Here is a 12783-nt window from a genome sequence, read left to right on the forward strand (position 1 = left end):
GGATGAGTCTTGAGGAATTAACATCATATAATTGGGGCATCATGACACCGGAGTTCATCATCGTTGGTGTTGCAGCGCTTCTCACACTAATCGATTTATTTATGCCGAAAAAACAGGACCGCCGCATTCTTGGCTGGATCGCAATCGCGGCCATCTTTGCCGCCATCGTTTCCGTCGTTAGCCTACTAGGTGCTGCGCCTGATTCGATTTTAGACGATACATTCCGGCTTGATTCTTTCGGAAAAGCATTTAAGCTACTTCTGCTTGCAGGGTCAGCGCTAGTACTATTTTTAGCTGTCAGCTACAAGGCTGATCAGGGGATGGAAGAATACCGCGGTGAATTTTATTATTTATTCCTAACCGGATTGCTCGGCGGAATGATTATGACTTCAAGCGGCGACTTAATTACGTTATTTATCGGTTTAGAGTTGTTATCAATCTCTTCCTATATATTAGCAGGGATTCGCAAACACAATTTGCAATCGAATGAGTCGGCCATGAAATATGTCATCAACGGTTCGATTGCTACGGCGATTACCATGTTCGGGATGAGTTATGTCTACGGCTTAACGGGAACAACCAATTTGTTTGCTATTGCTGGTACACTGCAGGGCTTAGCTGACGCGCAGCACGCGTATTTGCTCGGACTGGCATTCTTAATGATTTTTGTTGGCTTAGCCTTTAAACTGGCGGCTGCTCCGTTCCATATGTGGGCGCCAGACGTTTATCAAGGAGCACCAACACCGGTTACCGCATTCTTAAGCGTGGTTTCTAAAACAGCGGGCTTCGTCATTGTCGCAAGGATTTTGATTTCTGTGTTTGGAGTAGCGGCAACAGAAGGTCCTGGATCGATGCCAATTCTTTATAATATGCAGGACTATATCGCAGTTGTGGCTGGAGCAACGATGATCATCGGAAACGTCGTTGCCTTAAAACAAAGTAATATTAAAAGAATGTTTGCCTACTCAAGTATTGCACATGCCGGTTATGTGCTCGTAGCATTCACGTCCTTGAGCTCGAACTTCTTTTACACTGTTTGGTTCTATTTATTAGCCTACTTGTTCATGAACCTCGGTGCTTTTGCCGTCATTCAGTTAGTGGAGGCGAAGACAGGTTCAACCCGGATTGCTGATTTCGCGGGCTTGTACCGCCGTTCACCGCTGTTAGCAGTGGCGATGGGAATCTTGTTGGTCGCATTGGCTGGCTTCCCAGGAACAGCTGGCTTCATCGGGAAGATGAACATCTTTATCGGTGCCTTCATGGTACCGGAACCGCATTATGTATTAGCATCCGTCATGATTGCCACAACGGTCGTATCGTATTTTTACTATTTCGGTATCATGACACAAATGTTCTTCCGCCCGGCAGCGGACGACAGCAAGTTTTCGAAAATTCCAGTTGGAATTCTGGTTGTGTTAATCGTCACCGTCGCAGCGTCCGTACTGTTTGGAGTATTCCCAGACATCGCGATCGACTTCGTGAACGAAAACTTCAACCAATTCAGGGACTTTTTACAATAAGGGAGTTTTATCGGCCGGCAACTTTGGGGGAAGGACCCGGCCATGGTCAAATAAAAGGGGTACAATATATAGCAAAAGAAGAGGCGCCGGTGGCCTCTTCTTAACAAAAAGAAACGGTCCTTTCAAAGGGCCGTTTCTTTTGTCTAGGAATGGAATTGGATCAGGAAATCGTCTTTTTACCTGTGGAACTTCCTTGGAATCCGTATTCGTCTTTTTTCCTGCTGAACTTCCTTAGATTCCGTATTCATCATTTCAGTGCCAATCTTTTTCAGTTCGTCCTATTCCTGTGCCATTCGAGCTATGGTTTGCTTCCTTCAATGAATAAACGTTTTACATCATTGGTTCTCTATTCTTCGTTAAAACTAAAATTTTTCCTTCTTCAACGGAGTTCCCGTAGTATTCGGCTTCATGGTCTGGAATTCCTAATCCAATGAGTGCTCCAGTTAATCCACCCAATCCTACACCTGCTAATGCTCCGATTAAACTTGAAGCAATGGGACCTGCGGCGATTATCGGGCCGGCTCCAGGGATCGCCAGAGCACCTACGCCCACTAGTAAACCTGTTAAGCCACCGAGTGTTCCACCTGTTAACGCACCTGTAGCAGCACTATCTTCCGCTACGGCACCTGTTTCGTCAGCAATATAATTAACATCTTTGAGATCTTTACCAATTACACAGATATCTTGTTTATCAACTCCTTGTCTAATCAGACCTTCAATAGCTAGAATCGCATCTTGTTCTGAATTATAAACACCTACAACGTTCCTTTCGGGCTTGTCCATTTTATTTCCTCCTCTTATAAATAGGTAGTTACTCTCGAATTTTTTCATTCCTATAGTTTGTCTTTTACTTTTCCATAGCCTTCCCTTAGTTTCCCTTTCAGTTTATCCAGTTTCCCTTCCGTCTCGGTAGCGGGCTGGTCGGTTAATTTGCCCCATTGCTCTTTTGCTTCGCCTTTTACTTGTTCTAAACCGCCTTTAACTTGATCTTTATTCATTTTTCTTCCTCCTTTATTTGCTAGAATCCAATTTTTCCTTTTTCTCACCGTCGCTGATCCCATTATCCTGGTCAACGCCGTCCCCGACACCATTCTCTTTTAACTCGTTGCTAATATTATTTTCAGCATCTTTTAAATTCTCTTTTGCATCTTTAAAGGTACTTTCCTCTTTCACGGTTCCGTTATCGATGGCGTCCTTTTTCTCGCCATCACTGATTCCGTTGTCCTGATCGCCGCCATCGCCGCATCCTGCTAATAGTCCTAAGGATAATAGTGCTGTCATGCCAGCTGTTACTAGTGTTTTTTTACTCATGTTCTCTCCTCCTTTGGTTATTTGAGCATGTTGGATGTATACCCGCTGAATGAGCAAGTGAAACCTTATTCTAGAAAAATAGTTTTTTACTTTTTCGAGGTTTGAAACTATGGTGGCAGGGTATTACAGCTAGCAAGACAACCAAAATAGAGAAGAGGAGAGATGGTACATGAGTATAGAAAGTATGATGACGGGTTGGTACATATATACGGACCGAATTCCCCAACTGTTGTTGGCAGTGCTCGTTCTAGTAATTGGCTGGCTGGCAGCAAAGGGGATTGGTAGGGCTGTACAAACTGCACTGGAGAGAACTACTTTAGATGAAAAACTTTTTTCAGGATTTAAAAATAGAAAGTATTCAACTGAAACGATTATCGGAAAAGTCGTCTATTATATGTTACTTGTTGTCGTCTGGCTTATCTTTTTCAATATGCTGAACTTAAGCCTAATCGCGGAACCGCTTGTAGCCATGGTCTCAACGATAACAGCAGCAATCCCTCATCTGTTAAAAGCGGCACTGATTCTATTATTCGCCTGGGTGATTGCATGGTTGCTTCGTTATCTTTTTATAAAGGGAGCAGGGATGATCCAATTAGGGCCAAAGCTTGTGAAATGGAAATTGGCACATAACGCCCTTGAAGCTGGCAACCGAATAAATGGTATCGCAATGACAATCTTTTATTTTGTACTACTGCTATTTATTCCAGCGGTCCTTGGGGCGCTTCAATTAGAAGGAATCTCAGAGCCCTTTTCGCATGCACTGACGATGATGTTCGCGTTTATTCCTAAGTTATTTGCAGCCGCACTGATTGTGCTTATTGGCTGGCTGATTGCAAAAATCGTCCGTGATATTTTAACGAACTTTTTAAAAAGTGTTGGCTCGGACAACGTAGGTTCTCGGTTTGGATTTTTGAAAAATGGTGAAGAGGCGACGAGTCTTTCCACGATGATCGGAAATATCGTATTTATCTTACTGTTAATTCCAGTCATTATAACGGCATTGGAAAAATTAGAATTAAGGGGAATATCTGAACCAGCGATTGCCATGCTTCAAGATGTTCTCGCGATGATTCCAAACATCATCGTGGCCGTCATCCTCATTGTAACGGGGATTTGGCTTGGAAAATGGGTGGCGAAATGGGTCACACAAATGCTATGGCGCTTGCGATTCGATCAAGTCTTTCATCAGATGGGGATCGGGGCATTAACACCAGACTCATCGAAATATACCCTGTCCCAAATGGTGGGATTACTGGCCCAGATCATTGTGGTCCTCTTGTTTACGGTAGAAGCCTTACAAATTGTTCAGTTAGACTTCTTAGTTACCTTAGCAACCGGGGTGATTGCTTATCTGCCTATGCTGCTGACGGCCATCATGATTCTCGGAATTGGATTATACGTCGGACAGTTTATCGAACGAATGCTCCAAACGATTGTTCAGAACAATTATTCTAGAATGCTGGCAAGAATCGCAAAATATACGATTTTTACCATCACCGTGTTTATGGCATTAGATCAATTAGGCGTCGCACATTCGATTGTTACTGCTGCTTTCATCCTGGTATTAGGCGGATTGGCGCTGGCTTTTGGTCTAGCATTCGGACTCGGCGGAACAGAGTTTGCTAGAAAATATCTAGGAAAGCTGGACAATAAGCTGGAAAGAGGAAAATAAGCCTTTAACAATCCGAAATCCACTGGTGATTTCGGATTGTTTTTTAAGGGGCAGTTAAAACTGAATGTTGATTTTACATCGTTTGAAAAATAAACGGAGAAATTCCGTTTAAATTGAAAAAGACTATTAATATCTTGAAAATAAAGGGAGGTTTTCCGCTTATTTGATCCAAATCCTTGGATTTTGTCTTATTTAGGGCAGTTAGTCGGAAAATCTCCGCTTATATCTGCCTCTTTGGCTTCCTCTATATACATTAATCGGAAATTCTCCGCTTATGAATTATCATACCTACACGAAAATCAACCAGGAATAGTAACAGAACCTTTTTAAAAGGGCTGTGATTATTGCTTGAAAAAAGGGAGGTGCGCAGATCATCATGCTGGTTGTTAACTTATTAACATTCATCTTATTAATTGCCATGACGGCATTTTTTGTGGCTATAGAATTTGCGATTGTAAAAGTAAGGGGATCGCGAATTGATCAGCTTGTGGCTGAAGGGAGGAGGAATGCGGTTGCAGCGAAAAAAGTCGTTTCCCATTTGGATGAATATCTGTCAGCATGTCAACTGGGGATCACGGTTACGGCTTTAGGTCTTGGCTGGCTGGGAGAACCGACGGTAGAAAGCCTCTTTCAGCCTTTGCTGGCGCTGCTTCCTATCAATGCTGGTGTTTCGCATCTGATTTCCCTGGTACTTGCGTTTACCTTTGTCACCTTTGTTCATGTGGTGGTGGGTGAATTAGCACCTAAATCGGTTGCCATTCAGAAAGCGGAGGAAGTTACCTTGCTGTTCGCGAAGCCGATTATTTTGTTTTATCGAATGATGTATCCATTTATTTGGAGTTTAAACTATTCTGCACGAAAGCTGGTTGGCTTCTTTGGAATAAAACCTGCATCTGAACATGAGTTGGCGCATTCCGAGGAGGAACTAAGAATTCTCTTGTCAGAAAGCTATAAGAGTGGGGAAATTAACCGAAATGAATGGCGTTATGTGAATAATATTTTTGAATTTGATGAACGGATTGCCAAAGAGATTATGGTTCCGCGCACAGAAATGGTCTGTATCAACGTGGATGATAGCCAGGATGTGGTGGCTCAAAAACTTAAAGTTGAAAATTACACCCGCTATCCGGTGATTGATGGGGATAAGGACCATATCTTGGGTGTGCTAAATGTCAAAATGCTAGTTACGGCAAAGCTAACGAACCAATCAGTGGATATCAGGAGGTTAACGCAGCCAATCATTCGGGTGATGGAAACGATTCCGATCCATGACTTACTGGTCCGGATGCAGACCAATGGTATCCATATGGCCATTTTGTCCGATGAATATGGCGGTACTTCGGGTTTAGTGACGGTGGAAGATTTGATTGAAGAAATCATCGGCGAAATAAAAGATGAATTCGACCGCGATGAAGTTTCGAAGATTCGTAGACTGAAGCGCAACGAGTATCTGATCGATGCCAAGGTCCCGATTCGAGAGGTAAACAAGCTTTTACGGATTGACTTGTATGCGGAGGAAGTGGACACTATCGGCGGCTGGTTTCTATCCAAAACCGCGGATTTAGAAGAGACCGCTGGCGAAGTAGTGGAAGAAGAAGGCTGTATATTCAAGGTTCATGAAGCCGATGGCTATCATATTAAGTATTTAGAAGTGAAGAAGGTGTGCCATGCAGCAACCTAGTTTTTCACAACGCTTGGTGAGGTGAGGTGGTGGGGGAATTGATAAGGCAGGTAAACAAATGAAATTGGCAGGTGAAACGGAATTTTGGCAGGTAAGAGCAAAAAATCGGCAGATGGAGGGATCCAAATGGCAGATAGGGAAAAAGGAGTTGGGGTACGTATACCCCAACTCCTAACCCAACACCATTATTGGATTTTCTCATTGTAAAATTGAACGGAATACTGTGCGCCCTCGCTCACCATTTCGTTATCGGCCAAATCCTGTGGATGCGGGTTGCCGCCTTTTTCGATCGGCAGTTGCTCCGACTTCGCATATACATTCGGCTTCACCTTGCGTTTCCAGTCCCTTAACACACTTTCGGCCTTAATCCGGTTTGGTTTATTGGAAAGCCATACCGCAGCCGTTGCCCCAATTCCTACCGCTACGAGCGAACTCACATTAAAGACTCTATTCATCATTACAACCTCCTTAAGTTTTGCTTACTAAATACCCGTTTTCTTTCCCTACTAAACATATTTCTACGTTTCGTTTTTCTCCTTTTAGGGGAATCAACTGATAGATAGGGAGGGAAGTTGTTTGGAGAGAAATATCAATTTTGACAAATGGAAGTGGGTACAAATAAAAAAGAATAAACAAAGTACGGTTTGGGAACAGGAGACAACGCCATCAGGATGGTTAACGACTGTTCGAAAAAATAAAACCAATTACATAAGAGTGCCTGGGCTGATAAACGGTGAAAGGGCCGTCAGTGATTCTCTTATTTTTAGACAAGATGTAGAAAAGGAAGAGGACAATCAAATCTTCCATTTTTACTTAACTGGTAACACATTAATGACGATTGACCTGGAGTTTACCTCCTTTAATCAAATACCCCCAGAAGTGATCCTGCGGCAGTTAAATATGACGGACAATGCGGTGGATGGTTTTTTATTTTTACTAGGGGAACTCGTAAACGACTTACTGGTTGAGATTGACCAGTTCGAAGAGTCGCTTCACCGGTTGATGTGGGGGGTGAAAAAGAAGAATGAAATGCGGATTTTGGAACATGTTTTTGAGCAGAGGCATGAATTAATGGTTTGTAAGAACCTGTTGATTCCCATTCAGGAGTTGAAAATGGCGATTGAAGAAACTGATTTTCCACAGGTTAATAACGGAGAAATTTTTAGCCGGACATGCAAACGGATTGATCGAGCGCAAGTGTTACTTCAAGCGTACGGGCAAGAATTAGATTCGATCATAAATTTAGAGGAGGTCATCTCCTCCCACCGCGGGAATGAAATTATGAAAACCTTAACGGTCCTGACGACTGTTTTTACCCCCATTATGGCGTTAGGGGCATTATGGGGGATGAATTTTAGGCATATGCCTGAACTGGAGTGGCAGTATGGGTACCTGATTGCTGTGCTCCTAATCGTTACTTCGACGCTACTACTCTATCGATATTTAAAAACAAAAGGTTGGACGGGTGATCTACTAAAAGGAAAAAAACAGGATTCCTTTTTAAAATAAAAGGTTTGAACGCCCTGGAATGGTGGTATAACACTATCAAGGTTAGAAACTAGCTAACCTAATCTATCAGATTAAGTGGAAAGAGGGTGGTTGAAGTATGTGGTTGCATGTTCGGTAAAACCAGCAGGAATGAAAAACAGCAATCTAGAAAAAATAAAAGGAGGCAACAATCATGGCTAAGAATTTTGTAGATAACAAGGATATTGAAGTATTTGGACGTGCAGGTGAAAATAAAGTTACGGAAAGTGATGAAAGAGGACGAATGGGTTACTATGATAGCGATAATCCTCCCATGAATGAGGAGGAAAAGCAATTGCCTGGCGATGACATTGTGGAAGATTTGAGAGAGTTATCCCGTCAACAGGGGCAACATGACGAGGATCCATCTCACGTAAATGGCGAAAATGTCCTGCAACGGGAGGACCGGTTAAGGGATAGGGATTCCATGTCCGAGACGGATGATAAAGAATTTCGAAAAGAAGAAGTGGAATCGCCTTCCGAAACGCCGAATGGACATGTCTATCAAGTTAACGGGCAGAGTTGAAACAGTAATTGATCCTTTATCACAATACACTACCCTAATATATAATAAGTGTAAGGCGTGAATTCACTAGAATTCACGCCTTACTTTTTAACGCAAAGGCTCTGTTATTATTCATTGTTGATTTTCGTGTAGAAAAATTTTTAAGCGGAGAATTTCCGGCTAATGTCGATAGTGGAGGCTTAAGGAGCAGATATAAGCGGAGATATTCCGACTAACTGTTCACAATAAGACAAAAGCCACCGTTTTGGAACGTATAACCGGAAAAACTCCGCTTATTTTAAGGGAAATATGGGAATTTCCCGAAATAAACGGAATTTCTCCGCCTATTTTTCAAATTGAGTGAAATCAACATTTACCTTTAACACAGCCAAAGCAAAAAAAACTGCCCCACTATCGAGGCATTATTGCTTTGGATCTGGGATGAGCTTTTCTTCTTTTAACTCTTGATTGGTTTTAGACCCTTCCATTTCTTTGCCGAGCTTTTTCATTTCTTGGAGGTTCTGGGCCATGGAACTATTGTTTAAAATCGGAAATTGATCCTTGGGTTTTTTGTCCATCACTATCACTCCTTTTTTTTGTATATACCCTCTTTGAAAAAAGTGAAACCACTATTTTTCTACTAGGATTATGTGACTATTTCGTAGCACTTCCTTATTTTGGTATAATGCTAGAAACATATTTTTTAAAAAATAGGTTTAACTTTCTACCATAAAGGGTATGTAAACGGTAAATATTTCAGGGGTGATGATGAAATGAAGGTAAATATCGAAAAGCAACAGGATGATAAGGTTATATTCGTAACGGTTACTGGTGAAATCGATGCCTATACTGCGCCGAAGCTTCGTGAAGAGCTATTGCCGCTTTCGGAAGGCACTCATAAAGTGATTACAGTCAATCTAAAGGATGTCTCTTATATGGATAGTACTGGACTAGGAGTGTTAGTTGGTTTATTCAAACAGTTGGATAAAAATGACGGAGAGCTTAAGCTGGTCGAGCTTTCAGACCGTTTGAAGCGACTTTTTAAAATTACCGGTTTGAGTACGATTATGAAAATAACGGTGGAAACAGAGGATGGGGGACAATGAAACGCGTGATGGACTATGTGGAAATGAAGATTCCGGCGAAACCAGAATATGTTGGTGTGATTAGGTTAACGATTTCAGGAATAGCGAGCCGTATGGGGTATACATATGAGGAAATCGAGGATATAAAAATTGCCGTTAGTGAAGCATGTACAAACGCTGTACAGCACGCGTATCCCGACGGCGAAGGTGGTGAAGTGATTGTCGGCTTCGGTATTTATGAGGACAGGCTTGAAACGATGGTAGCGGACAGCGGCAAGAGCTTTAATTTTTTACAGACGAAAAGTGAACTTGGACCTTATACCGAATCCAGTACAGTCGATCAATTATCAGAGGGAGGGTTAGGTCTATTTCTAATCGAAACACTCATGGATGAAGTCCGAGTGATGAATCGTAGCGGAGTAACGGTCTTCATGGTGAAGTACCTAGGCGGGGGGCGTGAAAATCATGACAAAGCCATCTCAGACCATGAAACCATCTAAGGAAGAAATCTATGGATTCATCCAAGAGTTCCAGGAAACTGGCAGTGAAGCTGCGCAACTGGCCATTGTCGAGCATTACAGTAATCTAGTTGGGAGTATCGCACGAAAATATTCAAAAGGAAGAAATCTGCATGAAGATATCGTGCAGGTCGGGATGATTGGTTTATTATCGACAATCCGCCGGTTCGATCCTAGTACCGGGACCCCATTTGAGGGCTATTTAATCCCGATGGTGATAGGGGAGATTAAGCGTTTTTTAAGGGACAAGACATGGGATGTTCATGTCCCAAGGCGGATAAAGGACACGTGGCCGAAAGTAAATGCAGCAGTGGACGAGCTGACGACCCAGTATCAACGCTCGCCGAAGATTGACGAGGTTGCGGATTATATCGGGATTTCTGAAGAGGAAGTCCTGGAAACAATGGAATTAGGAAAAGGGTATCAAACGGCTTCCGTGGATAAATCAATTGAAACGGGTTCTGACGGCAGTGAGATGACGGCTTTAGACGTTATTGGCTCTGAAGATAAAGGCTTTCAGCAAGTCGATGAGCGGCTGTTGGTGGAGAGTGTTCTTTATGTATTGGATGATAGGGAGAAGCAAATTATTCAATGGACCTTTATTGAACATAAGAGTCAGCGCGAGGTAGGGGAAACACTGGGAATTTCGCAAATGCATGTCTCCCGTCTGCAAAAAAAGGCGATTGAAAAATTGCGCAAGGTTCTTGCCCGTCATGCCTATCAAGATTATAAAACCTAGAATAGATGCCTGACTCTACGGGTCGGGCTCATTCTTTATTAAGGAGGGGAAGTCCCTATGCCAATGAAGATTGTCATCGTTGATGATAATAAAACAAATCTAATGATAGTTGAGAAAGTCCTACGGAAAGCAGGCTATAATAATTTGCTTCTGCTGCCCTCTGCAGGGGAGTTATTTCAGTATTTACAGCTTGATGCCCCTCAACCTTGCGAAGTACCTGTGGATTTAATCTTAATGGATATGATGATGCCGGAAATTGATGGGATGGAAGCCTGCCGGACGGTACTAGCGAATGAACGGTTCTCCGACCTGCCGATTATTTTTGTCACAGCGATGGGAGATTCCAACAAGATGGCAGAGGCAATGGATGCGGGCGCTCTTGATTATGTGATGAAGCCGATTAATAAAGTCGAGCTCCTCGCCCGGATTCGTTCCGTGTTAAGGTTAAAGCAAGAAAAGGACCGGCGCAAGGCTAACGACAGACGAATTCAAAATGAACTCGACCTGGCCAGACAGGTACAGAGAAGCATGCTAAGCAGCCCGCTTCAGGAAAAGGATGTCACCATTTCAGCGGTATACAGACCTACTTTTGAGCTTGCCGGCGATTTCTATGCCTGGTATCAAATTAGTCCCAATCAGTATGGAGTCATCTTGCTCGATATGATGGGGCACGGTATTTCATCCTCACTTGTAGGGATGTATATTTATTCCGCGTTGAAGGATACGATTACAGCGATCGCGGATCCGGAAAAAGTAGTAAAGGAACTGAATGCACGAATGCTCCAGCTACATAGTTCTGATAGTTTAATGAATTACTATTTTACAGCGATTTATTTTGTCCTCGACACGGAAAGGCAAACAATTGAGTATGTCAATGCCGGACATCCTACCGGGATTGCCATCGTCGATGATGAAGTGAAACATTTATCCGAAGGCTGCTGCGCACTTGGGTTTTTTGAGGAAATTGAAGTCATGAAGGGGATCATTCCTTATCAGCAGGGGGCTCGAATTTTACTTTTTACAGATGGATTGTCCGAATGGCTGGAGGATAAATATGAAGATGCAATGGATAAACTGACCCACTCCTTACAAGCAGAGGATATCGCGGATCCAGCGGTGTTGCTTCATCAGCTGCAACCAGGCTGGGAGCTTGTGAACCCTCCAAAAGACGATATGTGTATGGTGTTGATTTCAACAACCTCTTCGCGATAAAAGGGTGTCAGCATTTGGAGCTGACACCCCGTTAGTGTTAGGAAAGATTATTTATGTTTCGTAGATAAGCTTCGAACTTGAGTAGTGGTGCGAAAAATTATGCACCTAGATAAGCTTCGAACATCCATCTGTGTTTTTCTAATGAGGTACGAATGTGAACGAACAAATCGGCAGTCGGCTCATCCTCTTTTTCCTCAGCAAGGGAAATCCCTTCTGTCAGTTCGGTGCAAATCATGTCAAAATCATCAACAAGTGTTTGGAGCATTTGCTGTGCATCCTCATCACCGGTTGCTTCTTTAAGTGTTGAAAGTTCAAGAGCCTCGGTTAGGGTGCCCATTGGTAATCCCCTTTGCGCAAGCATTCGTTCCGCGATCGTATCAAGATGTAAGGCAGCCTCTGTATAGAGCTCCTCAAATTTAACGTGCAACGTGAAAAAATTTTCACCTTTCACGTACCAGTGATAATGGTGCAGCTTCATATGAAGGACAGAAAAATTAGCCACCTGCCGGTTAAGAGCCTCGGATAAGGATTGTTTTTTAGCTTTCGCTTTTGTAGTTGTTGCCACATTGATAACCTCCTATTTTTCTGGTGTACCAGATATATACCCTGATGACGAGTAGTTGAAACTAGTAAATTTTGATGAAGGACATTTGGTGCCAGGTGGAGAAGAGAAATGTCCTTCATGGTGGTGATGAAGGACATTTGGTGCCGGGAGAGGAAGAGAAATGTCCTTCATGAAGGTGATGAAAGACATTTGGTGCCAGGTGGGGAAGAGAAATGTCCTTCATGGGGGTGCTGAAGGACATTTGGTGCCAGGTGAAGAAGAGAAATGTTCTTCATGGTGGTGATGAAGGACATTTGGTGCCGGGTGAAGAAGAGAAATGTCCTTCATGAAGGTGATGAAGGACATTTGGTGCCAGGTGAGGAAGTGAAATGTCCTTCATGGTGGTGATGAAGGACATTTGGTGCCAGGTGAAGAAGTGAAATGTCCTTCATGGCGGTGATGAAGGACA

The 12783-nt window shown here is 43.0% G+C and carries 16 protein-coding genes; 10 read left to right on the forward strand and 6 right to left on the reverse strand.

The window, feature by feature from the left end:
• Positions 1-2: 2 nt before the first annotated feature.
• A complete protein-coding gene (gene nuoN, locus BLR86_RS14690) occupies positions 3-1520 on the forward strand; it encodes an NADH-quinone oxidoreductase subunit NuoN (RefSeq protein WP_090762716.1) in 1518 nt (505 codons plus the stop codon).
• A gap of 330 nt (positions 1521-1850) precedes the next feature.
• On the opposite strand, the gene BLR86_RS14695 is transcribed toward nuoN, so the two are convergent.
• Genes BLR86_RS14695 through BLR86_RS14705 form a run of 3 tightly spaced genes read right to left on the reverse strand, consistent with a single transcriptional unit; the run spans position 1851 to position 2831 of the window.
• Complete coding sequence (locus tag BLR86_RS14695) at positions 1851-2303, reverse strand: general stress protein (RefSeq protein WP_090762718.1); 453 nt, start codon at positions 2301-2303, stop codon at positions 1851-1853.
• 50 nt (positions 2304-2353) lie between these two features.
• Entirely contained in the window at positions 2354-2518 is a 165-nt protein-coding gene (locus BLR86_RS14700) for a CsbD family protein (protein ID WP_090762720.1), read from the reverse strand.
• 13 nt (positions 2519-2531) lie between these two features.
• Complete coding sequence (locus BLR86_RS14705) at positions 2532-2831, reverse strand: hypothetical protein (RefSeq protein ID WP_090762722.1); 300 nt, start codon at positions 2829-2831, stop codon at positions 2532-2534.
• 169 nt (positions 2832-3000) lie between these two features.
• Between BLR86_RS14705 and BLR86_RS14710 the strand changes: the two genes are divergently transcribed.
• Both BLR86_RS14710 and BLR86_RS14715 read left to right on the forward strand, forming a co-directional pair.
• Positions 3001-4503, forward strand: a complete 1503-nt coding sequence (locus tag BLR86_RS14710) for a mechanosensitive ion channel (protein WP_090762725.1) — start codon at positions 3001-3003, stop codon at positions 4501-4503.
• Positions 4504-4879: 376 nt separating this feature from the next.
• Positions 4880-6184, forward strand: a complete 1305-nt coding sequence (locus tag BLR86_RS14715; protein ID WP_090762727.1) for a hemolysin family protein — start codon at positions 4880-4882, stop codon at positions 6182-6184.
• Between the two features lie 185 nt (positions 6185-6369).
• Here the strand turns inward: BLR86_RS14715 and BLR86_RS14720 are convergent, their stop codons facing one another.
• Positions 6370-6642, reverse strand: a complete 273-nt coding sequence (locus tag BLR86_RS14720) for a hypothetical protein (RefSeq protein WP_139185616.1) — start codon at positions 6640-6642, stop codon at positions 6370-6372.
• A gap of 118 nt (positions 6643-6760) precedes the next feature.
• Between BLR86_RS14720 and BLR86_RS14725 the strand changes: the two genes are divergently transcribed.
• Positions 6761-7693, forward strand: a complete 933-nt coding sequence (locus tag BLR86_RS14725) for a magnesium transporter CorA family protein (protein WP_175492900.1) — start codon at positions 6761-6763, stop codon at positions 7691-7693.
• Positions 7694-7865: 172 nt separating this feature from the next.
• Complete coding sequence (locus tag BLR86_RS14730; RefSeq protein ID WP_090762733.1) at positions 7866-8237, forward strand: hypothetical protein; 372 nt, start codon at positions 7866-7868, stop codon at positions 8235-8237.
• Positions 8238-8638: 401 nt separating this feature from the next.
• Here BLR86_RS14730 and BLR86_RS26120 read toward each other — a convergent pair whose 3' ends face one another.
• Positions 8639-8794 (reverse strand): hypothetical protein, encoded by a 156-nt coding sequence (locus BLR86_RS26120; RefSeq protein ID WP_175492901.1) that lies wholly within the window; start codon positions 8792-8794, stop codon positions 8639-8641.
• A gap of 195 nt (positions 8795-8989) precedes the next feature.
• Between BLR86_RS26120 and BLR86_RS14735 the strand changes: the two genes are divergently transcribed.
• The 4 genes from BLR86_RS14735 to BLR86_RS14750 are packed head-to-tail and all read left to right on the forward strand — an operon-like array spanning position 8990 to position 11770.
• Positions 8990-9322, forward strand: coding sequence for an anti-sigma factor antagonist (locus tag BLR86_RS14735; RefSeq protein ID WP_090762735.1), 333 nt, complete (start codon positions 8990-8992; stop codon positions 9320-9322).
• Positions 9319-9801, forward strand: coding sequence for an anti-sigma B factor RsbW (gene rsbW, locus BLR86_RS14740; protein WP_090762737.1), 483 nt, complete (start codon positions 9319-9321; stop codon positions 9799-9801). The genes BLR86_RS14735 and rsbW overlap by 4 nt, the downstream gene beginning before the upstream one ends.
• The gene (sigB, locus tag BLR86_RS14745) at positions 9767-10558 is read left to right on the forward strand and encodes an RNA polymerase sigma factor SigB (protein WP_090762739.1); all 792 of its coding nucleotides are present in this window, start codon (positions 9767-9769) and stop codon (positions 10556-10558) included. The genes rsbW and sigB overlap by 35 nt, the downstream gene beginning before the upstream one ends.
• Positions 10559-10615: 57 nt before the next feature.
• Positions 10616-11770 carry a PP2C family protein-serine/threonine phosphatase gene (locus tag BLR86_RS14750; RefSeq protein ID WP_254782332.1) on the forward strand — a complete coding sequence of 385 codons (1155 nt, stop codon included), beginning with the start codon at positions 10616-10618 and terminating at the stop codon, positions 11768-11770.
• Positions 11771-11867: 97 nt separating this feature from the next.
• Here the strand turns inward: BLR86_RS14750 and BLR86_RS14755 are convergent, their stop codons facing one another.
• Positions 11868-12335 carry a Dps family protein gene (locus BLR86_RS14755; protein WP_090762741.1) on the reverse strand — a complete coding sequence of 156 codons (468 nt, stop codon included), beginning with the start codon at positions 12333-12335 and terminating at the stop codon, positions 11868-11870.
• A gap of 160 nt (positions 12336-12495) precedes the next feature.
• Here BLR86_RS14755 and BLR86_RS26820 point away from each other — a divergent pair, with 160 nt between their 5' ends.
• Positions 12496-12618, forward strand: coding sequence for a hypothetical protein (locus tag BLR86_RS26820; RefSeq protein ID WP_302847221.1), 123 nt, complete (start codon positions 12496-12498; stop codon positions 12616-12618).
• Positions 12619-12783 lie beyond the last annotated feature (165 nt).

This window comes from Bacillus sp. OK048, from assembly GCF_900103525.1.
GTDB lineage: Bacteria > Bacillota > Bacilli > Bacillales > Cytobacillaceae > Neobacillus.